This window comes from Vibrio sp. AK197, from assembly GCF_053903115.1.
The window spans coordinates 702,378-726,020 of sequence record NZ_CP096430.1; the positions used below are offsets into that span (position 1 = coordinate 702,378).

General features: G+C 45.9%; 30 protein-coding genes and 1 tRNA gene. 20 read left to right on the plus strand and 11 right to left on the minus strand.

The genetic code is table 11. The features are described from left to right. Positions 1-78: 78 nt before the first annotated feature. Entirely contained in the window at positions 79-705 is a 627-nt protein-coding gene (gene upp / locus M1D72_RS10330; RefSeq protein WP_390191213.1) for a uracil phosphoribosyltransferase, read from the plus strand. Positions 706-787: 82 nt separating this feature from the next. Here upp and rluF read toward each other — a convergent pair whose 3' ends face one another. Together rluF and smrA are read right to left on the minus strand one after the other, a co-directional pair. Then, complete coding sequence (rluF, locus tag M1D72_RS10335; protein WP_456296826.1) at positions 788-1,801, minus strand: 23S rRNA pseudouridine(2604) synthase RluF; 1,014 nt, start codon at positions 1,799-1,801, stop codon at positions 788-790. 101 nt (positions 1,802-1,902) lie between these two features. Next, positions 1,903-2,484: a DNA endonuclease SmrA gene (gene smrA, locus M1D72_RS10340; protein WP_456296827.1), complete on the minus strand. Its 582-nt coding sequence runs from the start codon at positions 2,482-2,484 to the stop codon at positions 1,903-1,905. A gap of 520 nt (positions 2,485-3,004) precedes the next feature. Here smrA and M1D72_RS10345 point away from each other — a divergent pair. After that, positions 3,005-3,081 (plus strand) — tRNA-Pro (locus M1D72_RS10345). Positions 3,082-3,643: 562 nt separating this feature from the next. On the opposite strand, the gene M1D72_RS10350 is transcribed toward M1D72_RS10345, so the two are convergent. The 3 genes from M1D72_RS10350 to M1D72_RS10360 form a co-directional block, all read right to left on the minus strand. Further along, positions 3,644-4,504 carry a TraB/GumN family protein gene (locus M1D72_RS10350; protein WP_456296828.1) on the minus strand — a complete coding sequence of 287 codons (861 nt, stop codon included), beginning with the start codon at positions 4,502-4,504 and terminating at the stop codon, positions 3,644-3,646. Positions 4,505-4,699: 195 nt separating this feature from the next. Beyond that, positions 4,700-5,140, minus strand: a complete 441-nt coding sequence (locus M1D72_RS10355; protein WP_456296829.1) for a DUF411 domain-containing protein — start codon at positions 5,138-5,140, stop codon at positions 4,700-4,702. Positions 5,141-5,150: 10 nt separating this feature from the next. Then, complete coding sequence (locus tag M1D72_RS10360) at positions 5,151-7,886, minus strand: heavy metal translocating P-type ATPase (RefSeq protein WP_456296830.1); 2,736 nt, start codon at positions 7,884-7,886, stop codon at positions 5,151-5,153. A 289-nt stretch (positions 7,887-8,175) separates the two neighbouring features. Here M1D72_RS10360 and gltX point away from each other — a divergent pair, with 289 nt between their 5' ends. Together gltX and M1D72_RS10370 are read left to right on the plus strand one after the other, a co-directional pair. Beyond that, the gene (gene gltX / locus M1D72_RS10365; RefSeq protein WP_456296831.1) at positions 8,176-9,603 is read left to right on the plus strand and encodes a glutamate--tRNA ligase; all 1,428 of its coding nucleotides are present in this window, start codon (positions 8,176-8,178) and stop codon (positions 9,601-9,603) included. Between the two features lie 468 nt (positions 9,604-10,071). After that, positions 10,072-11,034: an OmpA family protein gene (locus tag M1D72_RS10370; protein ID WP_456296832.1), complete on the plus strand. Its 963-nt coding sequence runs from the start codon at positions 10,072-10,074 to the stop codon at positions 11,032-11,034. 139 nt (positions 11,035-11,173) lie between these two features. Here M1D72_RS10370 and M1D72_RS10375 read toward each other — a convergent pair whose 3' ends face one another. The 5 genes from M1D72_RS10375 to M1D72_RS10395 all read right to left on the minus strand — a co-directional run bounded on the left by M1D72_RS10375 (position 11,174) and on the right by M1D72_RS10395 (position 15,182). Beyond that, positions 11,174-11,680, minus strand: a complete 507-nt coding sequence (locus M1D72_RS10375) for a Fe3+-citrate ABC transporter substrate-binding protein (RefSeq protein WP_390191197.1) — start codon at positions 11,678-11,680, stop codon at positions 11,174-11,176. Positions 11,681-11,996: 316 nt separating this feature from the next. Then, positions 11,997-12,596 (minus strand): outer membrane beta-barrel protein, encoded by a 600-nt coding sequence (locus tag M1D72_RS10380; RefSeq protein ID WP_456296833.1) that lies wholly within the window; start codon positions 12,594-12,596, stop codon positions 11,997-11,999. 52 nt (positions 12,597-12,648) lie between these two features. Continuing rightward, complete coding sequence (locus tag M1D72_RS10385; protein WP_390191191.1) at positions 12,649-12,942, minus strand: hypothetical protein; 294 nt, start codon at positions 12,940-12,942, stop codon at positions 12,649-12,651. Positions 12,943-13,425: 483 nt separating this feature from the next. After that, complete coding sequence (locus M1D72_RS10390) at positions 13,426-14,463, minus strand: phage integrase (protein ID WP_456296834.1); 1,038 nt, start codon at positions 14,461-14,463, stop codon at positions 13,426-13,428. Continuing rightward, positions 14,460-15,182 (minus strand): helix-turn-helix domain-containing protein, encoded by a 723-nt coding sequence (locus tag M1D72_RS10395; RefSeq protein WP_456296835.1) that lies wholly within the window; start codon positions 15,180-15,182, stop codon positions 14,460-14,462. The genes M1D72_RS10390 and M1D72_RS10395 overlap by 4 nt, the downstream gene beginning before the upstream one ends. Positions 15,183-15,288: 106 nt before the next feature. Between M1D72_RS10395 and M1D72_RS10400 the strand changes: the two genes are divergently transcribed. From M1D72_RS10400 to M1D72_RS10435, 8 genes are read left to right on the plus strand one after another with little or no spacing between them, the layout of a single operon-like run. Beyond that, positions 15,289-15,540 (plus strand): hypothetical protein, encoded by a 252-nt coding sequence (locus M1D72_RS10400; protein ID WP_456296836.1) that lies wholly within the window; start codon positions 15,289-15,291, stop codon positions 15,538-15,540. A 12-nt stretch (positions 15,541-15,552) separates the two neighbouring features. Then, positions 15,553-15,729 carry a hypothetical protein gene (locus M1D72_RS10405; RefSeq protein ID WP_456296837.1) on the plus strand — a complete coding sequence of 59 codons (177 nt, stop codon included), beginning with the start codon at positions 15,553-15,555 and terminating at the stop codon, positions 15,727-15,729. Next, on the plus strand, positions 15,726-15,944 hold the full coding sequence (locus M1D72_RS10410; RefSeq protein ID WP_456296838.1) for a Lar family restriction alleviation protein: 219 nt from the start codon (positions 15,726-15,728) through the stop codon (positions 15,942-15,944). Before M1D72_RS10405 ends, M1D72_RS10410 begins: the two co-directional genes overlap by 4 nt. Beyond that, positions 15,945-17,750, plus strand: a complete 1,806-nt coding sequence (locus tag M1D72_RS10415) for a replication endonuclease (protein ID WP_456296839.1) — start codon at positions 15,945-15,947, stop codon at positions 17,748-17,750. A gap of 20 nt (positions 17,751-17,770) precedes the next feature. Then, entirely contained in the window at positions 17,771-18,100 is a 330-nt protein-coding gene (locus tag M1D72_RS10420) for a hypothetical protein (RefSeq protein ID WP_456296840.1), read from the plus strand. Further along, complete coding sequence (locus M1D72_RS10425; protein WP_456296841.1) at positions 18,093-18,617, plus strand: hypothetical protein; 525 nt, start codon at positions 18,093-18,095, stop codon at positions 18,615-18,617. The genes M1D72_RS10420 and M1D72_RS10425 overlap by 8 nt, the downstream gene beginning before the upstream one ends. Next, positions 18,604-19,077: a hypothetical protein gene (locus tag M1D72_RS10430; protein ID WP_456296842.1), complete on the plus strand. Its 474-nt coding sequence runs from the start codon at positions 18,604-18,606 to the stop codon at positions 19,075-19,077. Before M1D72_RS10425 ends, M1D72_RS10430 begins: the two co-directional genes overlap by 14 nt. Next, positions 19,040-19,807 carry a hypothetical protein gene (locus M1D72_RS10435; protein WP_456296843.1) on the plus strand — a complete coding sequence of 256 codons (768 nt, stop codon included), beginning with the start codon at positions 19,040-19,042 and terminating at the stop codon, positions 19,805-19,807. The genes M1D72_RS10430 and M1D72_RS10435 overlap by 38 nt, the downstream gene beginning before the upstream one ends. Positions 19,808-19,863: 56 nt before the next feature. On the opposite strand, the gene M1D72_RS10440 is transcribed toward M1D72_RS10435, so the two are convergent. Continuing rightward, positions 19,864-20,301: a hypothetical protein gene (locus M1D72_RS10440; RefSeq protein WP_456296844.1), complete on the minus strand. Its 438-nt coding sequence runs from the start codon at positions 20,299-20,301 to the stop codon at positions 19,864-19,866. 177 nt (positions 20,302-20,478) lie between these two features. On the opposite strand from M1D72_RS10440, the gene M1D72_RS10445 reads away from it, so the two are divergent. Genes M1D72_RS10445 through M1D72_RS10480 form a run of 8 tightly spaced genes read left to right on the plus strand, consistent with a single transcriptional unit; the run spans position 20,479 to position 23,643 of the window. Next, entirely contained in the window at positions 20,479-20,607 is a 129-nt protein-coding gene (locus M1D72_RS10445; RefSeq protein ID WP_456296845.1) for a hypothetical protein, read from the plus strand. Positions 20,608-20,618: 11 nt separating this feature from the next. Then, positions 20,619-21,449, plus strand: coding sequence for a major capsid protein P2 (locus M1D72_RS10450; protein WP_456297381.1), 831 nt, complete (start codon positions 20,619-20,621; stop codon positions 21,447-21,449). Positions 21,450-21,458: 9 nt separating this feature from the next. Further along, on the plus strand, positions 21,459-21,740 hold the full coding sequence (locus tag M1D72_RS10455) for a hypothetical protein (RefSeq protein WP_390189026.1): 282 nt from the start codon (positions 21,459-21,461) through the stop codon (positions 21,738-21,740). Further along, complete coding sequence (locus M1D72_RS10460) at positions 21,740-21,883, plus strand: hypothetical protein (protein ID WP_456296846.1); 144 nt, start codon at positions 21,740-21,742, stop codon at positions 21,881-21,883. The genes M1D72_RS10455 and M1D72_RS10460 overlap by 1 nt, the downstream gene beginning before the upstream one ends. Further along, on the plus strand, positions 21,880-22,083 hold the full coding sequence (locus M1D72_RS10465; protein ID WP_456296847.1) for a hypothetical protein: 204 nt from the start codon (positions 21,880-21,882) through the stop codon (positions 22,081-22,083). The genes M1D72_RS10460 and M1D72_RS10465 overlap by 4 nt, the downstream gene beginning before the upstream one ends. Beyond that, the gene (locus M1D72_RS10470) at positions 22,080-22,451 is read left to right on the plus strand and encodes a DNAase (protein WP_390189029.1); all 372 of its coding nucleotides are present in this window, start codon (positions 22,080-22,082) and stop codon (positions 22,449-22,451) included. Before M1D72_RS10465 ends, M1D72_RS10470 begins: the two co-directional genes overlap by 4 nt. A 2-nt stretch (positions 22,452-22,453) precedes the next feature. Further along, positions 22,454-22,939, plus strand: coding sequence for a chemotaxis protein (locus tag M1D72_RS10475; RefSeq protein WP_456296848.1), 486 nt, complete (start codon positions 22,454-22,456; stop codon positions 22,937-22,939). After that, positions 22,936-23,643 carry a hypothetical protein gene (locus tag M1D72_RS10480; protein WP_456296849.1) on the plus strand — a complete coding sequence of 236 codons (708 nt, stop codon included), beginning with the start codon at positions 22,936-22,938 and terminating at the stop codon, positions 23,641-23,643. The genes M1D72_RS10475 and M1D72_RS10480 overlap by 4 nt, the downstream gene beginning before the upstream one ends.

Below are 23,643 nucleotides of genomic sequence, written 5' to 3' on the forward strand. Positions count from 1 at the left end.
GATAGATCAAGATATTTGAACCGGAATCGTATATAATCAGCAGGTTTGATTAAAATTTGCCTATTGCCGGAGATGAAAATGAAAGTTGTTGAAGTAAAACACCCGCTAGTAAAACACAAGATAGGTCTTATGCGAGAGGGTGATATCAGCACTAAGCGTTTTCGTGAATTAGCCACCGAAGTTGGTAGCTTGCTCACATATGAAGCGACTTCTGATTTTGAAACAGAGAAAGTGACCATTGAAGGTTGGAATGGTCCGGTTGAAGTTGATCAATTAAAAGGTAAGAAAGTTACTGTTGTTCCGATTCTACGCGCGGGTCTTGGAATGATGGATGGCGTACTTGAGCATATGCCAAGCGCTCGTATCAGTGTTGTCGGTATCTACCGTGATGAAGAAACCCTTGAGCCAGTCCCTTACTTTAATAAATTAACCTCGAATATTGAAGAGCGCATCGCTTTGGTTGTTGACCCAATGCTTGCGACTGGCGGATCAATGATTGCAACGATTGATCTACTGAAAGAGCAGGGATGCCAAAGCATTAAAGTGTTGGTTTTAGTGGCAGCACCAGAAGGCATCGAAGCTCTCGAAAAAGCCCACCCAGACGTTGAGCTTTACACCGCCGCTATCGATGAAAAGCTGAACGATAAAGGCTATATCGTACCGGGTCTTGGCGACGCTGGTGATAAGATCTTCGGCACCAAATAGGTGTTTACTGAGATATTAGAAAGGGAGCATAGCGCTCCCTTTTTTGATCGATAAATATGCTTATTTATAGCGTTCAGCCGGATTACTTTTTCAGGCTGAGCGTTCCACCAACGCGCTTTTTGTTTACGTTAGGGCGTGATTCATTGGTTTGTGGGCGCCCCGAGCGAGATTTGTTGGCCGGTTTTGATGGTTGCTCACCACGTGCTTTCTTAGAATTTGGAGCATGGCGAAGTGTATCAGCATTATTCCCTTTAAAAGTCCGTGTTTGATTACGGCGAGCTTTAGAGGGTTGGTTCTCTTCTCGACTATCATACAACTTAGCGTCCGTTGCTTTGCGAATCTTCCGCCCTTGGGCATCGAGCTTAGAGGCTTCCTCAGTGCTACTTGAGCTTTCGCACATGGTAAGAATCTGCTTAACTTCATCATCGCTTAAATAGCGCCACTCGCCATTGGGAATACCATCTAAAGAGATGTTCATAATCCGCACACGGCGTAATTTGTAGACCTCGTAACCGAGAGATTCACACATACGGCGAATTTGACGGTTTAAACCTTGGGTCAACACGATACGAAAAGAAAACTTGGTTTCTTTGGTGACTTTACACGGTAAGGTGACGGTATCTAGAATGTGGACACCGGAACTCATACGTTTGATAAATTCATCAGTTACTGGTTTATCGACACGAACCACATACTCTTTCTCGTGGTTATTACCCGCGCGCAAAATCTTATTGACGATATCGCCATCGTTGGTTAAAAAAATCAAACCATCAGACGGTTTATCAAGGCGACCGATAGGAAATATACGTTTTTTATGTCCGATAAAATCGACGATGTTGCCCGGAATGTCGCGTTCTGTCGTACAGGTGATGCCTGTAGGTTTGTTGAGCGCAATGTAGATAGGTTTTTCTTTGCTGGCGACAGGCTTACCATCAATGCACACTTCATCACCAAGTTGAACTTTGGTCCCCATTTCTGGCACGACGCCATTAATCGTTACTCGTCCTTGATCGATTAATTTATCGGCCTCTCGGCGCGAACAAAACCCTGTCTCACTGATGTATTTATTAAGGCGTTTCTCTGAACTTTGTGACATGCGAACTCTCTTTATTACGTTTCACAACGGCGTTAGGGAAAGAAAAAGCAGCGAGAGGCTGCTTTTCATATAGGAGATTAAGTTTAACACCAATAGGGGGGCTAGCCCATGCGTTTTTGATGGCGTTCTCGGTTCTCTAGCTTTTTGTCATTGCTTTTGCGCAGTAAGACGTAAACCGAGCCTGTTCCGCCATGATGACGTTGCGTACTGTGCGCACACTGCACATCTTTAATTTGCTCCAGCCAAGTTGCGACATAACTTTTCATCAACGCTGGTGGGTTCGATTTCTCACCACGTCCATGAACAATCACGACAGTGCGTATGTCCATTTCAATGCATTGTTTGAGAAACCTAATGACTTCATCGCGGGCTTGCTTGATGGTTTTTCGATGCAAGTCGAGCCGAGCTTGTATTGGATACTTTCCTAAGCGTAATTTGCGATACACGCCATCTTGTACGCCGTCACGTTTAAACTCAATCACATCTTGTGGTTTGATCATGGTGGTGTGTTCGACGGAGAGATACTCAGGGTTGTCCTCATTAAGCCAAATTGCCGCCTCACGTTTTGCGAGTTGGGCTTCTGTCACCGAATGGGTTTTCTTATGTTCTGCTGTATCGTGTTGGAGAGGTTTTACATCCCCCATCATCTCTTGAAACAGAGAAAAATCATCGTCTTGAGACATAACGGCTTCTCAAAAAGTGGGAACAATACGGTGAGTATATCAGGGCTGAAACGGTGACGATATCTTGGAAAACAAAAAACCGGATTAGATAAACATCTAACCCGGTGCAAAGCGAGTGTTCACTGATTAAGATGAACGCTAAGCGATTTAGTGAGGAGATTTGCCGTTGATAACTTATCGGATGATCCCGTATACATTCTCGGCCTATTGAAGACAATGAGCTAAGCTCTGTCACCTGCTACGCATTACCAGATAGCAACAATCAGCCGATACCATCACTAAAGTTATCGAAGACAAGCTAAGCATAGGAGTTGGTTAAATAATCAACACTGACTTAGATCAATAACGAAAGCGAGTCATGAAAAGAGTGTTGAAAGCTGTGCCTTTAATCACGTTTTATCGTGATTGATTGAGTTTTGAGCGAACGAAAGTAATTCAAGAAAAACTTCATAAAATGGCTTGCGTTCACATTAAGAATCCGTATCATACGCCTCCGTTGCCAACGATAATGGCAAGCACTCGGTGAATAGCGCAGTTTGGTAGCGCATCTGGTTTGGGACCAGAGGGTCGGGGGTTCGAATCCCTCTTCACCGACCACATTTGAGAAAGCCGCAGTAGAAATACTGCGGCTTTTTTACGTTTATTGGTAGAAGTATTTGTGTTCAAGGTTAGTGGGTCGTGGTCTGGATCGCCAGTCCGATCGAATTCCTCTTCACCGACCCTATTTGAGAAAGCCGCAGCAGAAATACTGCGGCTTTTTTACGTTTTTTGGCAAAGATATTTGTGTTTAAGGCTAGTGGGTCGTGGTCTGGAGCGCCAGTCCGATCGAGTCCCTCTTCACCGACCATATTTGAGAAAGCCGCAGTAGAAATACTGCGGCTTTTTTACGTTTATTGGCAGAGGTATTTGTGTTCAAGGCTAGTGGGTCGTGGTCTGGAGCGCCAGTCCGATCGAATTCCTCTTCACCGACCATATTTGAGAAAGCCGCAGTAGAAATACTGCGGCTTTTTTTACGTTTATTGGCAGAGATATTTGTGTTTAAGGCTAGTGGGTCATGGTCTGGAGCGCCAGTCCGATCGAATTCCTCTTCACCGACCACATTTGAGAAAGACGCAGTAGAAATACTGCGGTTGAGTAATTCTCTTGAACTCTCTGGCTTTTAGCCAAATGAGCACTGAGCGTTCCCTTCATTGCTGAGTTTCGTAATCACAAAGCCTTTTTGGCGCAGCAGCGTGATTAAATTATCCTGACCAACCAAGTGGAGCATGCCAACCACAACGAGATAATTGCCTTTACTTTGCGTAATGAAGCGATTAGCCAACTTATTTGCCCAATCTTGATTACGTTGGGTGATAAATTGGTTTTCGTACTCTTCTGAAAGAGCGGCCAGTTCTGAAAATCTTTCTAGGCTTTTGAGATCCCCTGTTTTCCAGCTTTCGAGTAAGCATTGGATCATCGTGTCTGCGCGCTCATATTCATCGATAAAGCTGGTCAGCAGCTCTTTACCACCCTCGGGCTGCGAGGTGAGTAAATTGATTTGAAACTGCATGGTTTCCAAGCTAAGCACAGGAATGCCTTTGACAGTCGCTTGGTAGACGAGGCGAATATCAACACCGTCATCTGAACGATACCCCAAATATTCAAGTTGCTTTATCTGTAAGCTGATCGCGGCGGCCCATGGCGGTGCGTCTAATAACGTTTTGTTATCGAGTTCAAACTGTTTGGCAATGGCGGATAACTGTTGTTGTTGGGCGGGGCTTAATACATCACGTGTGGCGATATCAGAAGTGGGATAGTTAACCCCTGATGATTTGCGAACATCGGTTTCAATGATTAAACCATCGCTTTGTTCGAGAAATTGGTTAACGGTATCGGGCAGGGGATACAAACTGTCATCGCCAACATGAACTGATCCGAGTAGCATCAGCTTCAAATCACCTTTTTGCGCCATCCAGTACATGGGTTCTGCTTTGAGCATTGCCGAGAAAAAACAGAGAAAAAATACAACGACACGTATCATGTGAAGGCCCTTTCAGTGGGATTGATATTGATAACCAGCAAACCGATGAGCTGAAAAATAACAATAATGAATGACTAACGGCGAGTATTTTATACTATCAATGATAGCTGAGGATAGAGATAGACGAGCGAAAGCCTCCTAAAAACAAGGGGATTAAGAGGCTTTGCTGAAAATGTGAACAGTTAAACTTTTGTTTTACAATGCTTTGTATTGATTGAAAACTTTTTGCTGACCTTTCGCGTTAAATTGAATTACGGAATAAGCTTGGCGTTTATCGCCATAATCCATGCCTGGTGACCCCATCGGCATACCCGGAACGGCTAGGCCTTTTGCATCACTGGGTTTGTCCGCGAGAAAAGCTTTAATATCGTCAGCTGGAACATGGCCTTCAAAAATATACCCATCGATTTGGGCGGTATGGCATGAGACCAAATTGTCCGGGACGCCAAACTTTGCTTTGACCGGAGCCATATCTTCGTGGGGAACTTCTTTCACCGTAAAGCCAGATTCTTGCATATGCTTTGCCCATTCACTGCAGCAACCACAGTAAGGGGATTTGTGATTAATGACATCACTGGCCAGAGCTGTGCCTGTCACTGTCGAGAGCAGTGCGAAAGCCAATAAAGAACGTTTCATTGATTAAGCCTCATTGAGTTGTTTTGGGATTAAACAGTCGAAGTCGGTTGGCATTACTGACCACCGTGATAGAAGACAAGGCCATTGCTGCGCCAGCGACAACTGGGCTGAGCAAAAAGCCAAATGCCGGATACAACACGCCAGCGGCAATCGGAATGCCAAAAGCGTTATAAATAAAGGCCCCAAGCAGGTTTTGTTTCATGTTTTTCACTGTTGCTTGAGAAAGCTGAATCGACTTCACTACGGATAGCGGTGAGGTATTCAGTAAAGTCATTTGTGCACTATCGATAGCCACATCACTGCCACTGCCCATTGCAATGCCAATATCAGCCAGAGCGAGTGCCGGAGCGTCATTGACGCCATCTCCAACCATTGCCACTTTGGCCCCTTGACGTTGAAGATCTTCAATGTGCTGAGCTTTTTGATCCGGTAACACTTGTGAAATCACCTGACTGATTCCGAGCTGTTTGGCTAAGGTTTGTGCCACCGCATCATTATCACCGGTGAGCATAACCGAGCGAATATTCATGGTATTAAGCTGAGTAATGGCTTGTTTCGCATCCTCTTTGAGTGCATCAGCAATGGCAATCACACCAATCAGAGTATCGCCTTCTACAACACCGATGGGGGTCCAAGCTTGCTGACGAGCGTCTTCAAGCGCTTGGTCAGCGGCCGACAGAACGATATTTTTCTCTTGCAGCGCATTAATGGAAGCCACTTGTATCGGTGAGCCTTTATAGTCTGCACTAACACCTTGCCCTCGTTGGTTATTGAAGTTGGATACCTCGATTAACGAAAACTGGTTTTGCTTGGCGTATTGGGTAATCGCTTTGGCAAGTGGGTGCTCTGAGTGTTGCTCAACACTGGCGGCAAAGCTAACCACAGAATCTTGATCTTTACTGAGCGCATAGACTTGACGCACCGTTGGTTGTCCCTCGGTTAAGGTGCCTGTCTTATCAAATACCACGGTATCAATTTGACTGGCCGACTGCAGAACATCGGCATCTTTGATTAAAATACCTATCTCCGCAGCTTTACCGACACCAACGGTCACAGACAATGGCGTCGCTAAACCGAGAGCGCAAGGGCAAGCAATGATCAGTACTGTCGTCGCGACCACCAACATATAACTTGCTTTTGGATCGGGGCCAACCCACCACCAAACCAATGCGGCCAAAATAGCAATACCGACCACGACAGGCACAAAAACTGCCGAGATTTGGTCAGCCAGTTTAGCGATCGCTGGTTTACTGCTTTGCGCTTGGCGAACTAACTGAATAATTCGTGACAACATGGTATCGCTTCCAATGCCCGTCGCTTCGATGACTAGGCTGCCATCTTGGTTAAGCGTTCCGGTTGCAACGGTGTCATTTGGACTTTTATTCACCGCAATAGGCTCACCGGTGAGCATGGATTCATCAATGTATGATTCGCCTTGCACCACTTTGCCGTCGACGGGGACTTTTTCTCCAGGTTTAATACGCAGTTTCATGCCAAGTTCAATGGCTTCCACATCAATCTCTTTATCGCCATTATCTGTTACTTGCGTTGCTTTCTGTGGCTGAAGATTTATAAGTGATTGCAATGAACGCGTGGTATTGGCTTTAGCTTTAGCTTCAATATAGTGTCCTAGCGAAATGAGGCCGATGATCATTGCGCTGGCTTCAAAATAAACATGGCGCGATGCTTGTGGAAACCAAGTGGGGAACAATACGACCAACATTGAGAATGTCCACGCAGCTCCAGTTCCAAGGGCGACCAGTGTGTCCATTGTTGCGCGTTTATGTTTCAGTGCTTGCCAAGCATTGACGAAAAAACTACGACCTGCAGTGGCCAGTAAGCCAAGACAGAGGGCACCAACCAGCCCCCAAATCCATTGATCTTGACCACTGCGAATCATCATATTGCCGCCAAATACTCCCCACAGCATTAGGGGCGCGCCAATAATTAAGCCAGCAATTGCACTACGTTTATATTCGGTTTGCAGCTTTTGTTGCTGCTCAAGTTGCTGTTGCTGTTGCGTATTTGGGTCATGAACGACTTTGGCTTGGTACCCTGCATTTTTTACGGCTGTTGTTAACGCAGGCTCCAACGCTTCGACCGTTTGAGTGGTTTTAACCAGCGCTGACTGCTCAGCCAAGTTGACCTGAACTTTCTCAACGCCATCCACTGAAGCCAATGCTTTTTCGACAGACGAAACGCAGCTTGCGCAGGTCATTCCTTGAATCAATAAATGTCCGGTTTGTAACGCACTATCATTTGCTGAGGAGCTACCACTACTCTTTACCGTATAGTCGTGCTGTTGTGACGTTTGACGAGCATTGCTATCATCCGCTTCTCCGGTGGAATCGGCTTCGGTGTCAGTCGTTGGTTGAGCTTGGTATCCTGCCTTTTCGACTAACCCAACGACTTCCTGCTCAGAAAGCAATGTATCGACACTTAAATGGCTGGTGGAGATCTCGTAGTGTCCAATTTTATCGTCAGCATCGAGGTGCTTTTTAACTTTATTCACGCAGCCGCCGCAGTGTAGCCCACTTAACGCTATTTCATAATGGTGACCCGCGTGATAACCCACGTCTTCAATACTGTGCGCCAGCTCTTGAAAAGAAGCATTCGAGTCAAGAGAAACGGACTGCGGTGAGAGCTCATGAATATCAACCGAATGCTCGGCTTTAAGTGCTTTCTCGACTTTGCGAGCACAGCCCATACAGTGCAGACCGCGCAATGGAATATCGAATGTTGCCATAATGTTTGCCCGTCATCTGATTATCAATATCGATGAGCTTAAACCTTACCTCAAGGGGAAAGTCAAGAGACGGATTGCAGAATAAATAGACAGTAACTGAATTAAGGTAAAAAAACGCGATTCATGCCGAAAGCCATGTGATTGTACGAAGTTGGCTTCCAACTGGTACCATAGAAAGATGCTATGTGGCGTTGGAGTTGAGTGCTGTGGGTGATAGAATACCGCCCAAATTTAGCGCTGACCTATGGCTTGTAATAGGCAGCAGTGTCAATCAAAGGTATATATCATAATGACGGTTAAAACTCGTTTTGCTCCAAGCCCTACCGGCTACCTTCACGTTGGTGGTGCGCGTACCGCACTTTATTCTTGGTTGTATGCAAAGAACCAAGGTGGTGAATTTGTTCTTCGCATCGAAGATACGGACCTTGAGCGTTCAACTCAGGAAGCGGTGGACGCAATTCTGGAAGGCATGACTTGGATGGGGTTGGACTGGGATGAAGGTCCATACTACCAAACCAAGCGTTTTGATCGTTATAACGAGATGGTCGATAAGCTGCTTGCTGAAGATAAAGCCTATAAATGTTACGCGCCAAAAGAGTTGCTGGACGAAATTCGTGCAGAGCAAGAAGCGAACAAAGAGATGCCGCGTTATGACGCGGATCATCCGAAAATTAAAGCGGTAAATGACGCAGCGAAAGACGGTGACCCATGTGTGGTTCGTTTCCGTAACCCGAAAGAGGGGAGCGTGGTGTTTGATGACCAAATTCGTGGTCGTATTGAAATCAGCAACTCGCAAATGGATGATTTGATCATTCGCCGTACTGATGGTGCGCCAACATACAACTTCTGTGTTGTTGTTGATGACTGGGATATGGGCATTACACACGTTGTTCGCGGTGAAGATCATATCAACAACACGCCTCGCCAAATTAATATCTACAAAGCACTTGGTGCGCCCGTTCCTGTATTTGCACACTGTGCGATGATTCTTGGTGATGACGGAGCCAAACTGTCTAAACGCCATGGCGCGGTTTCTGTCATGCAGTATCGAGATCAAGGCTACTTGCCAGTGGCGTTGAACAACTACCTTGTTCGTTTAGGTTGGTCTCACGGTGACCAAGAAGTCTTCTCTCGTGAAGAGATGATTGAACATTTCAGCTTAGAGGCGATTTCAAAGTCGGCTTCCGCGTTTAATACCGACAAACTCAACTGGTTGAACAATCACTACATTAAAACGTCATCATCAGAGTATGTTGCAGAACATCTACAGTGGCATCTTGAAAACCAAAACCTCAATACGGATAACGGCCCAGCCATTACTGACGTTATCAAATTGGTTGGTGAGCGTTGTAATACACTGGTAGAACTGGTTGAACAAATCCGTTACTTCTACGAAGATTTCTCCGAATTTGAAGCGGGTGCTGCGAAGAAACATTTACGTGGCGTAGCAAAACAGCCACTAGAGCTGGCACTCAGTAAAGTAGAAGCGTTGACAGACTGGTCAACAGAGAGCTTACACACTGTGATAGCTCAAGTGTGTGAAGAGCTTGAAATTGGTATGGGTAAAATAGGTATGCCACTTCGCGTTGCCGTAACCGGTGGTGGTCAATCTCCTTCAGTGGATGCGGTTATGCAGCTTGTCGGGCAAGAACGTGTGATAGCTCGAATTAAAATGGCGCTCGATTTTATCGCTGAACGTGAAGCCAACGCTCAATAAATTTATTTTTGCTCTTACAAAAAATCGCGGCCTAGTCCGCGGTTTTTTTTGATTTTTCAGTATTTCCACTCCGCTTTATCCGTTAAATCCTACGCCATTCGGTCTTATTTTTTGGAATAAACACACACAGACACTGGTTTATTCTCGAAGTTCAATTTAAACATTTTTTTCTGCAACCCTGTTCACATAAGGCTTGGGCATTGATTTCTATGCTTGTCGTTAATTTGGCATGACAATTTGTTGACATTTTTCATCTTCAAAGTCGAAAAAAATTGATTATAGTTTTCCTCGTCAGCTACTGAGAACCAGTGGCAAGTCGGAAACAAATCAAACGGAAGTGAAACAACAAGGTGTTCGATAACCACGCTCGTTGGCTTAATCATAAACGAGGTTGGAATGAACCCCCTTGCTAACCAACCCAACGATTTTGACTGCACGAGCAGTTAGCGGATTTCAGAGGAATCAATAATGAAAAAATTAGCAGCGGTAATCTCAGCGTCACTTCTTATGGCAGCAACAACTTCAGCAATGGCAGAAGTTTACGTTGGTGCAAAAGCCGGTAAATCTTGGTTAGATGATGACGCATGTAAAAATTCAGCAGTGTGTGATAAAGATGACTCCACTGTTGGCGCGTTCATCGGTTATGAAATGTGGGATTTCCTATCTATTGAAGCTGGCTACGATTACCTAGGTCGCTTTGATGGTAATGGTCTAAACAACGACAAAGTAGAAGCATACACTTTAGCGCCTAAAGTAAACCTACCAATTACTAACGATATCTCTCTTTACGGTAAATTTGGTGGTGCCTTCGTAAACTACGGCGATAAAGATGACTACTCTTACCTTGGTGCTGCGGGTATTGAATTTGATTCTCACGAAAATGTAGCGGTTCGCGTGGAATACCAAGCAATCACAGACATCAACAACGACAGCGTTCGTGCAATGGGCAACTCGGCAACGATCGGTGTGGTTTACAAATTTGGCGCAAGCGAAGAGCCAGCTCCTGTCGTGGTTGAAGAACCAGTCGTGGTGGAAGAACCAGCAGCGCCTGTTGAAGTCACAAGAACATTTGAAACTCAACGTCTTGGCACTGGTAGCTTCGAACTCAACAGTGCAGAGTTGAAAGCAGAAACAAAAGCTCAGCTTGATGAGTTAGTTGATTTCCTAAACACCTATCCTCAAGCAAATGTTGAAGTAGTGGGTTACACAGATACATCTGGTAGCGCTGCATACAACCAAGTAATGTCTGAAAAACGTGCAGAATCTGTTGCTAATGCATTGGTTGAAAAAGGTATCGATTCATCTCGTATCACAACTCGTGGTGAAGGTGAAACAAACCCAATCGCATCAAACGATACTCACGAAGGTCGTGTTCAAAACCGTCGTGTAGAAATCATCGTTCCTGAATTTGATTACCAAGTTCAACAGTAATTCAAAGCGTCGAATGTAGTCAAATACAATAACAACATCAGTTGGTAATAAAAAAGCCCTGACCTTTTGGTCAGGGCTTTGTGTTTTTTTGGGGCCAGCTAATCGATTCAAAAACAGAGAAGCGCAAAGCAAAGTTTATTTACTTCAAATCGATACTGGAAAGCCTACCCATAAATTCAAGTATTTCCAGATTATCTTTATTAGCTTCTAACAATGCTTTTTTGGTTTTGGTATAGGCACCAAGTCGACCATGCTTTTTAATCGAACATACCACACTTTTATAGATGAGCTTACCGTCTTTATCGTAGTTGCGCCAAGCTGCGATGTAACATTCATCTTTGGCGTTTGGATCATCTTTTGTTGGGCGAGGTTTATAGATGATTTTGGGTTCTAAAGAGTGTGGAAGACGAGTCATTAAGTAGGGATCTTTTAACAAGCGACGCCAAAACTTACCCCACATTTCACTTCCCAATTCATTGCGAAGCTTAATGGCTTTCTTTAGTCCTCTCTTTTCCCCAATGCGAATATAACCTACCGAACGGTGTAAAACGGTATCATCAGGTGTATGGATATGTATCTTAAATGCAGTCTTAGCTTTAGAAATAAAGCGATGGCCAGTATTGGTAACCAGGTTGCTCTTTTTCATTGTGTGCTTATCAACATTCTATATTAATAAATATTTTAAATGGAAAGGTGTAAAGAAACAGAATAGAGGAATGGGCTCAGCCTTTTGTCTGTGCAGCGTCAATAAAAGGATGCATCCAGAAAACCACGCTTTTTCATTATGGTCTTTGGAGGAATGTCTCATTTTGCTTGGGGTTATAAAATGGTTTGAGTAAATATAGACATAAAGAAAGGGAACTTACCTTAGTCATCCAGGCTTTTCGTTGGCGTTATGTTAGCGTTAGGTCAAGCTTAAGCTAGAAATCTTGATAGCTTGCTCATTGAGCAAGCTTTGATCGTTAAAAAGCATAGCGAGCGCCTACATAGCCACCATCGAATTGAATATCGAATTGGTCGTCACTAAGTTTTGCGGCGCGATAGCCCAAGTGAACATCCCAATGTGACGTTAGTCTAAAGCCAAGTTCGGCACCGAATTGGTAGGCTGTCTCCGTTGTCGATTCAGAAAAGCCAATGCTGGGGATTTTGGCTTTAACATCCAAGCGCCCTAGGCCAGCTAGAAGCGCAACGTAGACATCCACTTGTTCATACTCGACGATAAATTTGGGTTTAACATTAAGAAATACACCTTGCCCTTCAAGAGTTAAGGTGTCAAAGACGCTGACGTTGCCAAACTGACGATATTCAGCTTCTAAACCAACTTTAACGACGCGGTGCGTGTTGAGCTCATAGCCCGCCACTAAGTTGTAGCCCATGTCACCGGATTCACTGATCGAAATTCCACCGGAATCAAGGGTTGCTTGATTTGCAGGTAGCCAGTCAATGCCCATGTAGAATGGGTTGTGGTCTAAATGCGAGGTTTGTTGATCGTTGGCAAAAGAAACGCCACTTAGAAACCAAGTGGCGAGTAAAGGGTAAAACCACTGCTCTTTTATCATCATTTATTGATACGTATCTATTCTGTCAGGTTAGGGATTAACTTGATGGCTTGGGTTAACGTCTCAGTTGACGTTCGACTTTCTTTTGCCCCAATTCATGCATCAAGCTGCTGACGGTATTCATATAAGCCATGGCATCTTGTTCGTTTCTAAATGAGCGACGGTAAAGGAAATCATCACCTTTATGGGCTTTCACCATAAATAAAATATTATTGCCTTTTGGCTGTGTCCAAAGTGAGTCGATTTCAATCGGCCAGACTTGGTTACGCTGTTTGTCGATAGCGCAAATGAAGTCACCCGCATCGATGCTTTCTATAACCAACTCGTCAAATACTCTTTTATTGTTCATGTTGGGCTCTCTTTTATATTCACGTTCAATTTGATAATAAATTATAGGTAGAGCTGTTTTATCTGATAAAAATAATTCACAAATTTGCGACCATTGAGCATTAACTTAGCACTAAATGACGGGATGTTATTCGGTTTTTTCAATCTTTAGGTTTGAAATCTGAATCCAGTCACAACGGGTTTTATAAGTGAGAAAAGGGTATTGTTCGAAGGAATTTATTAGCTCGCCGCTGATAATTTCAATGAATGCTTTTAGCGTAAAAAGCGGGAGAGCTTGTGGGCAGTCGAGCCGTAAATAGGTAGCGAAAGTAAGTAAACCCACTGGAGCTATACGAAAAATAACAAGGGCTAAGCAGATATTAACCGCTTAGCCCTTGTAGTATATGGCGCTCCCAACAGGATTCGAACCTGTGACCTGCCCCTTAGGAGGGATTTAAAAATAAAATGAATAAGCATGGTTAGTAATGGTTTCCCTTTAAATCAGTCAGTTACTGTTTTGTTTGTCATGGTTTAAATCGGTAAAAGATGGTGTGTGTGGACATATTGTGGACATTTCCAAAGGGTTGAGCTTAACCGCATCTTGCAGATAGTCAGGTGCTAGGTGGGCATATTCCATAGTTTGTCCAATATCAGAATGACCAAGTATTTTCTGTAATGTAAGTATGTTTCCACCATTCATTATGAAATAACTAGCAAACGTGTGGCGCAAGATATGAACCTTTTGTCCTGTTGGTAGCTCAAATCCCATTTTTTTGATTTTTCGTCTCAATTTTTGTTGGGGATCAGTTGTAAACAAATTCCCGCCACGCTTCGGATATATTCTGTTGTAAAGTTCTTCACTGATTGGGACAGTTCGAGACTTATCGGTTTTAGTTTCCGTAAACCTAATGCGGTAGGGGCTCAGGTTTTGTGCTTTTAGGGTGATCATCTCACGCCAACGAGAGCCCGTTGCTAGACAAATATCTACTGCATTTAAAAGTTCTATATCATCTGCAATAGCTTCACGCAGTATGTTTACTTGTTCGATAGTTAAGTAGGTCATTTCTGGACGTTTTTCGATTGGGCGTTTAATCCCTTTCATTGGGTTTTCGTTTGTCCAATCTCCAGTAGCTATGAGCTCAGTGAATACATTACTTATACAGTTTGTTGCTCGGCGGATAGTGCTGGCTTTGTGTCCTTTTTCCATTCTCCATAATTGCCAATCTGATATTAATTTAGCGTTGATTTTATCAGCGGTAGGATCGCCTAACTCCTTGCAAACTAGTTTCAGGTTGCTGTGATATTTTTCCGCTGTCCTCTTAAACTGACCAGCTTTCGTGTACCAAAGTGCAATTAATTCGGATAAATGTCTTTTATCTTTTGGTGTATCTAGCCATTTTTTATCATGAGCGTTAGCGATAATGTATTTTTCATACGCTACAGCTTCTGATTTCTTATCAAATTTACGGCGAAAACGCTTACCGGCTCGACCGGCAGGTCGAACATCTACAACCCATTTTTCACCGTCTTTTCTGATCGTCATAAAATCTTTTTAACCAAGGGTGCTACAGCTTTGCCAATAATCTTGAAGTTTCTACCGTTGTTATGATTTACCTGAAAGGCAGGGTAGTTAGCATTATCGGAAATAATGTTGTAAACGCCGTTAGCAATATCCCAGCGTAGCCGTTTCACATAAACGGCTTCATCGATGCGAATTACATAAACTCCGTTAGTTACTGGGTGCTGGAGCTCTCGTATATCTACAAGTAGTCGATCTCCGTGGGATAGTGTTGGCTCCATGGAGTCACCATCGACATAAATTATTGAGCTATTTGATGGAGAAAGCCCTAGCTCAGTTAAAAGACTGGTTGGTATTTGTAGTGTTTCAAGCTGGAATTCACTATGTACTAAAGTTCCAGCACCCGCTGCTGCATGCACGTCATAAACTGGCAATTCACTCCACTCCTTGAATTCATCTAGTTTCTTTATCGAAGAAACATTGCTCTGTGGCTTATTGCTCGTGAAGTTTTCTAAGTATGCTTTGAATTCTTCTTGTTCTTCTTTGTTTGTGATGTATTTCTCAATTAATTGGTTTTGAATATCAGGGTGGAAACTGGAGATGTGGTATTCCATAGCTCGCCCTTTTCCAGCTGCCTTTCTTGATAACCAATTGTTTCTTCTAGCAGTTTGTCCCATGTTGTTGATGGTGTTAGGAAGTCCATTGATCCCTAATAGCTCACTACTTAAAAACCATTCCTTCATAAAAACCTCTTGATCATTCAAATGTCGTCAGGTTTAATGCGTGTGTTATCATTCTTAATCATTCATAAGTTTTGCGCATTAAATTGTCAGTTAAGGGGAATATTACATGTTAAATCATTCTGAATCATTACTAAACAGTTTAAATACTGCTTATTCACCACTTGTGACTCCTGAAAAATATTCCGAATTATCAGGGCTGTCCTTAAATGCTGTTAAGTGTGCAATTCAGGAGGGACGTTTACCGGTTGTTCGTCGAGAGAATGGGCGTCGAGGTCGTAGCTACATAAATATGAGAGCTTTGGAGCAGTTTGCCCTTGAGCAAGCCAGTGAGTTTGAAGATTGGAAAGCAGCAATTTAAGGAGCTTGTCAGATGCCAACTGAAAAAGGACTCGCGATCTTAGAAAGCCTAAAGGCGAAACACTTCCCTAATGGTTACCAACATCATGCGCAAGGTGGCAAAGACTACCGCTTTAGCCGTAAAGGTCAGGCGGAGTTTAAACGCGCTGCCAAGCTCCAAGCCATTAAACACCGTCAGGCGATTTCATGAGTACGTCTATTTTCTTGCGCTCATTAAAAGCGTGCCCCGAGTGCGACAGCCTCGCGGTGTTTTGTTGTAGCTCCCTCGATGCCGTCTCTAAATATTCCGTGCTTTGCCACGATTGCGGCTTTGAGGGAGAAGAAGCGCGGAGCACGCAAGCCGCTATCGACCTTTGGAACCATCCCAAAGCCCACACACCGGTTAAACGTTACAAGGATTACTAAGTGTATACGTTATTCGCCCGAGAATTTATGTCCCGACTGCCTCGCATTGTTCAAGACGATGTGAGGTTTCAGGTATCCCGCCGTAAACGCCGAACCAATGCCACGCAAGCCAACGTGGAGCGTTACGAAAAAGACGCCGTAAAGCACGCGCTAAAGTGGTCACCGTTTATCGAGGACAAATATTCGTTTGTGGACGAGCGCAACAACGCGCCCGACAAGCAGCGGTTTCACAGTGGCGTGCGCCAATCGGTAGAACTCAATCACGCCACGTTAATGTGTGATGAAGCCCTTGAACGTTTAGCCACCAATCTCACTGAGCAATTTACCCGCTTGATTCAAATGATTGACTTGGAAGAGACCGAGCGCGGCTACTTGGAAGCACTGCAAACGGCATTTAAAGGCATTAGTGGCGATATGAAAAAGGTCTATATCCAGCCACCACAAATCAAAAAGAAACACCCAACCATTGAAGAAGCAGAGCGCGAGTTAGAGCGCGCGATTCGCCGTTGTTTGGACGTCAATTACCTTGTGCGTAAATTCAAGTTCCTACGCACTCAATACATTGAGTATTCGCAAATTGCTTTGGGGCGTGTGGGCGGCGGCAAAGGTCAGCGCAAATACGTATCGAGTCGCTCTTATGCCCGTTGGGAAAAGAAGCAAATCGAGGCAGAGCAATTCGTCAATTCTATGTCCGTCCTCAGTGACGACACCGGCGAAGCGTTCGATCTTGCCGAAGTGGTCAAACGTACCACTGCTAATCCAGAAAACCGCCGTATTGAATTGGTGGTTCGTAGCCGTGGGGATGAAGAGCGTGCCATTGAAATGGGTTACGAGGGCGTGTTTGTGAACTGGACATTACCGAGTAAATATCACCGTAACTCGGACAAGTGGAACGGCTGCACGCCTAAAGAAGCGCATGAAGTCATGATGTCAAAATGGCGCCTTGCCCGAGCGTGGTTTAAAAAGCCCAACATTGATATTCAGTGGTTTGGTTTGCGAGTGGCTGAGCCGCACAAAGACGGCACGCCTCACGCTCACATGTTTTTGTATGTTCGCCCAGACCAAAAGCAAGCCCTTATCAACATTATCGAAGCCGTTGCGATTGATGAAGATAAAGACGAGCTGATGGTCAAAGGCACATTGGATAAAACGCCGCGCATTACCATCAAAGAATGCGATCCATCCCTTGGCACCGCCACCGGCTACATCATTAAGTACATTTCCAAGAACATTAACGGCGCCCACATGCCCGAGGGAGACGCAAAACAGTCAGCCCTTTCGGCAACCGCTTGGGCGCGTATCCATCGAATCAAACAGTTTTCACAATCCGGTGCGCCGTCTGTGGGGCTATGGCGTCAATTGCGCCGAGCTAACCCACTGGATACCGCCTTTGATGAAGAGCTGGAAGCCCTAAGAGACCACGCCGATAACTCGCGCTGGAAAGGGTTTTGTGAGCTTGGGTTCAAAGCCAAGTTGGCTTATGAGGAAAAGTTTAATCAATACGGTGACACCGTGAAACGGGTCATTGGTATCGACTGGCTCGGGAAAATCATCGAAACGTGCAGCGAACAATTCAGCCTCGTGAAAACGAAAGACGTGAAGCACCGCCAACAGGAGCGCGGCGCGCTCCCTTGGAGCACTGAAAATAAGTGTAACTCCCCTTTAGTTGAACCCCTTCAACGGCTGACCGGATGGAGTGCTCAGGGAGTTCAATGCCTGATTGAGCCACTGCGAAAAGGCGCAGTGGTGCCCATAGACAAATACGCCAAGCTATCACTGCGAAATGGGCGGTTGATAGTCACCTAAACGAGAAAGCAGAGGAACCTATGAAAAATTTATCCGTTGAGCAATGCCAGCAAGACCTTAACGCGCTCGATGCGGCTGACCAACTCACCGCCAGCGTTGAGCGCGAGATTGAGCGTTTCAAGAATTTGGATATGAAAGACATTATCGGCAAAGCCACCAAAATGCTCATGACCGGCAATTTGTCGCTGGAAGCGTTAGGGCTACCGCCGAACTTCTTTGAGCAGATTGAAACGCTCTCCAAAATCAACAACGTGACGCGCAAGAAATACCGCGCCCACGTTCAAGCCAACATCAACGAATTGGCAGTGATTGAAGATGCTGAGTACAGCGAGGTCACCGCCAATGAGTAGGGTATTTGCTAACCCTGTGCGCGGGGCAGTGCGCTGCCCTGTGTGCAGCAGTCTTTCAACGGTTCACCAAGTCGGTGAGGGAAAACTCATTGCCGAGGGTGAGCCACCAAAAAACAGCCGAAACCTTGGTTTGAAGTATTACCGCTGTCCAAGCTGCGGCAATAGCTCAATGAGTAAGAGCGTTAACCAGTACGTTGAAACCCACATGGCAGCCGATGAAAGTGCGTTACTTGCCAGTGAGCTTGAGCCGGTTGAAGCACTAGCACCAACCGAACATAGTGCATTGGATTCGGTTGAAAGCGTTGAAATCATCGAAAGCACCGAGCCCAGTCAGGACAAGGTTGAACGCATTGAACCAACCGTTGGTTCAACCGAACAAGCACCACTCCCCAAACCAAGCTTCTTTAGCGTCAAACGTGTGTTGATGCTGCTTGGTGTACTGATTGCCTGTGTGTGGGCGGTCAAAGCCTTGATGCCCAAACCTCAGATTCAGGAGGCAAACCATGGAGCAAAATAACGAACTGCCCGAGGTGTTCGATATGGATGTTTTCCCCGATTACAGCCATGTAGTGAATTCCCTCGAAGACACAGAGAAACAAGAAATCTTCGAAGAGCAGCAAGCGCAAGAGCCTGCCCAAGAGGAAAAAGACACCTTAAACCCAGAAGCTCTTGAGGGCTTCCTTGGGATTATGTTTTCGATGGCTGAACAAGCCACCTCAGCGATTAGCGGGGTGGATTTTGCGTTTGATGAAAAAGGCAAAACCGATGTGATTCAAAATGCGGTGCCGGTACTCAACAAACACGGTGGGCAATTGCTTGGGGTGTTTGGTTCTTATGTTGAAGAAGCCTCACTCGTGATTGCGGTGGTGGTACTGGTCTTTTCATCCAAGCGCCATATCACCGAGTTAAAAATTCAGAAAATGGAACAGGAGAAACGCCGTGAAGAAGCCGAAAAAGCCCGCGCTCAAGCTGCCTAATCCGATTAACTCTGACCCGTCTCACGATGCCGAGCATGTGATTTATGTGGCGGGTACCGGCGGCGGGAAAACCTCAGCAGTGAAACATTTGGGACTGGTGCCCAAAACCTCGCAAGCGGTGTTCTTTGACCCATATCGAAATTACGCCGATGCCAAGTTTCAAGGGCAAATGTGTCACGGCACCTCGGTGCGCTCAACGTTTGTGAAAATGTTGGTCGCAGCTCGCCGTAGTGGGAAATCATTCAAGCTCGCTTATGTTCCCAAAGGCGGCGCCAGTGCTGACGAACTCGAGTTTTTTAGCGCGGTAGTGTGGTCACTTGGCAACGGTAAAGCGCCTAAGCTGCATTGCATCATTGAAGAGTTGGCCAGTTGTGTTGAGACCTCGGGCAAACTCAAAGGTAAAGCCGGTGAATTGCTGCGTGGTGGGCGCCAATATGGATTAGTCGTGCACACCGTGTTTCAACGTGGTCAGGAAGTGCCGAAAACCGTTACCGAACAATCATCGACTTGGTGGATTGGGGCGGTGAACTCCATGTCGGACGCCAAGTGGCTAGCCGATAAGAAAGGCGTGGACATTAATGCGATCGCCGCACTGACCTCGGCAAAGGTCAACAAGCAGAAAATTGGTAAGCCCATTGCGGAATATATGCTGGTGCGTGATGGGATTGGAAATGTGGATCTAGGGGCGTTTAATTGTCTAACAGGTAAAGCGCATAAGTTAACAAGTTAATAAATTCAATGGGACATCACAAATGCTTAGTGGTGTCCCGTCACATGTTCTATGGGTTAACTTTCTTCGTTTTTCTTGGTGAGATTTATTAATTCTTGCTCAAGTATTTGTGCTTCTAGTTGCGTTTTTCTTATCTGGGCAGATAGAAGTTTATTTTGTTGAGGTTGAACCATAAACCCCCAAAAACTAAAACCAAAACCGATAGAGAATACCGATATGACAAGAAAGACCGCCGCCGCTTTTAAGGTAAACATTCTGTCCGAAGTGTCGGTTTCCTTTTGGGTATTTAATACTTTAATCGTTGCCAATTGTTTTTGTGTTGGTTTTTCAATTGATTCTAATGAAGCTAATTCAATGTATCGAGAGTAAGCTCGTTCTTTCAAATTTGTGTAAGAGTATACCGATAGAGTTAGGGTCGTTATTAGCAGGATAAGACCAAATATAGCGAAGAATTTCGCGATGTTATCTGTTGGTGCTGAAATGGATGAATTCATATTTAGGTACCTTATTTGATTGCACCATTATCTTATGCGTTAGTTTTTTTATAGTCATTAAGTATTAAGCTAACCTATAGGTTACCCGCTTAACCTATAGGTTCCTTTCAATTTACCTCTTTCCATTCCCCTGTTTCTAATAGCCGTGTCCTTAACACAGTTGAAATTGGAAACAACATGAAAGCACAGCACAAAAACATGTTAATCACGGCAGCGGTGACCATTGTCATTATCGCGGCGATTAACAACATCAGCGCCATGAGCACGCTGAAAGAGACCATTAATGGCGACACTGGCTGGTTCTAAGGGGAACAATGATGGAAGCATTACAAACGCTATACAATCCACGCCCTAAAGAGCTCGATCCGGTTGAGGGTGTGGCGTGGGGCAACCAAGCAACCCTCCGTTTGGTATCCGGTCCGACTTACCAAAACCTTGAGTTGGTGACGAGCATTACTGACCCTGCCGACATTGAGCGTGTTCGCATCACACACAATGGTAAAGAGATTGTCTCTTTGACTGGTCAGGATATGGTGGATTTGCAAGAGCACCGCGCCAACTACGTTGAGCAAGGTCGCTACATCATTTCATTCTCAGATTTAACCATGCGCACCAAACTTGGCGTTCGCCAATGTGAGTTGGTGACGTTGCCAGGGGAAATCTGGTTCGTGTATATCCAGCTAAAAGGCAAAACCGGTGAAGCCGCGCCAAGCATTCGTGCTCGCGCTCATATCACCGAAGCCCAAACGCAGCGTATCTTTATGCCGCGCATGTACTCGCTGACGTGGTTTGCTTCTGCGTCAGGTCGCACGCCGTTTGATTGGGCGGAGCGTTCGCCAGCACTCAGCATCAAACGCATTCACTTTAAAGACGCCTCGATTGATCGCGTTCGCGTCCTACGTGATGACCGTGAAGAAATGAACGTCAATAAAGCGGATAACGCCTTTGACCTTGCAGCGGCAGAGCTTGAGCAAAATGATGGCTGGTTCTCCCTTGATTTCGTGCGCACCGGTTTCGGCTCAGAAAGCAAACTCAAAACGCAGGCATCACGCTCATTGCAGTTTGAGCTTGAAAAGAGCGAAGCCGGCAGCGTGCCGGTGATTGTTGAAGCGGTAGAGCAAGTCGCTATTCCAGCCAACAACGGCTAAGGGGATGGTATGAGCTGGTTAGATTCCTTATCGGAGGCAGGCGGCGAATTGGTCGATGCTGTCTCCAATGCGGGTAGCACTTGGCTGCAAGGCACCGTTGAAAACAACCTTGCCAAAGACCAAGCCAGCGACCCCGATGTAGCGCGTAAAAGCCAAGTCGAAGGACAAACCGCAGACGGTCAGCCGATTAACACGGCGCGTGGTGGATTTAACTCCACTTACCTGATGGTCGGCGTGGGCGTCTTGGTGCTTGTGGTCTTGGTGACCCTGTTAGCCAAAGGGGGCAAGTAATGCCGTTAGCGTTCTTACTTCCTGCGGTCTTTGCCGGTGGCGGCATTGTCGGCTTTCAGCTCTCGGAGGGCTCTAGCAAGTTAATCATGTTGCTGATTGTCCTTATCGTGGCGTATGTCCTGTTCTTTAAGGGGGGCGTATGAATCCTTTAATGGGCGGCGGATTGACCAACAGCGGCACCATGCCCATTACGGGCGGTGACGCCGGTCCCTCTACGGCGCGTAGCGGTAACAACAGCGGGCAGACCATCGGCGCTATCAATATGGGGAGCCAAGGCATTAGCCCTTGGCTCATTGGAGCCGTGATTGTCGCGGTGGTTTTCTTGGTGTTTAAGAAGAAATGATCCGTTGTGTCACCAGTAACCCAAAAGCTCTTGAGCGTTTGAAAGTCGCCTTTCGCGCTTGTCCTAACGACTTCGAACAATTGAAGCAGGAAGTGACCGCAGGACGAGTGAGTTTGTATGAGCTGACCGGTGATAACTACCACATCACGGTCGCGGGGGAAGTCTTAGGTGATTCCTATTTTCTGTGGGGCGTCTCGGGTCGGGGCGTGGTTCCTGCCATTCGTGAGTTATCGGCGTATGTCAAAAACGCCGGTCTTAACTCGATTTCAGCAGAGACCTATTTCGCGGGATTGGCGCGTTTAGTGCGCCGATTGAACACCACGGAGCAGCCCCAAACCGACACCACGCAGTTAACAATGAGAGTGTAACCATGGGCGGAAAGTCGAGTTCTAAGAACCAAACGACATCGACCAATGTCAGTGGTCAGAATGCCATTTCTGGCGACAACCTCGGGACGGCGATTAGTGGCGTGAACAATTCCACGCTCAACGTCACCGCCACCGATTATGGCTCAGTGAGCAAAGCATTAGACCTTGGCGGCGAGATAGTCGAGCAGTCGGGGCAAATGTTTGATAACGCCTTGAGCTATGCAGGGCAAGTCAATCAAGACTCCCTCGATTTTGCGGACAATGCCCTTGAAGACATTACCGCAAGTAACAGTGAAAACTTGCAAATGATGGCGGGGCTTGCCGGTAACCAAGCCGAGCAAAACACCAAGAATCTCAACGCCATTATGGATTTGGCGAAGTTCAAACAAGACGGCGGCGTGAGTGCCAGCAATAAGCAGCAAATCATTTTAATGGCTGTTGTCGCGCTCGTACTCGGCGGCGTTGCATACATGGCGGTGAAAAAATGAATCTGAATTTAAAAGCGGGTCACGCCTTACCGGTCACCATTGCGGGGAGTTGGGTTTATCTCGAAACCGCAGACAAGCACATCATTTTGGAAAGTGAGCAAGGCAACCGAGTCACGTTAAAACAAGATGCCGTGATTAAAAACCATGAGCAGATTGGGCGTGTACTGGTTTACTCGGACATTGACCAAGATGTGTCGATTGAATTTGGTTTTGGTGACTTCACACCGCCGTCCAATATCAACGGTCAGTCAGTTGTCATTACCGAATTGCCGAAAGTCGAAATTTCGGCGGGGCAATCGGTCAACATCGAGCAGATGCCTGCCATGCAAATGGCGGCGGGTCAGTCGGTGAATATTGGGCAAATGCCAGCGGTGCAAATTGCGAACCTACCCAACATCCAGTTTGCTACGGGGCAAACCGTTGGCGTGAGCCAGCTGCCAGCGGTGGAGATTGCGCAGGGGCAAGAGGTGACCACGCGCATTAGTCACAGTCTCGCGGCGCAAGAAAGTGTGATGCCGTTGACTATTGCCGAGAATCTAACGCGCCGAAAACTACGCATTAAAGCCAGCGCCGCCAATACCCAAGAGATTGTGATTGCAGGGGCGTATCCATTGAGTGCGGGTGAAAGCATCGAGCTAGAGACTACCGCCAGTATTGAATTAACCGGAGACGCCGCCGATATGGCGCACGTATTGGAGTATTAA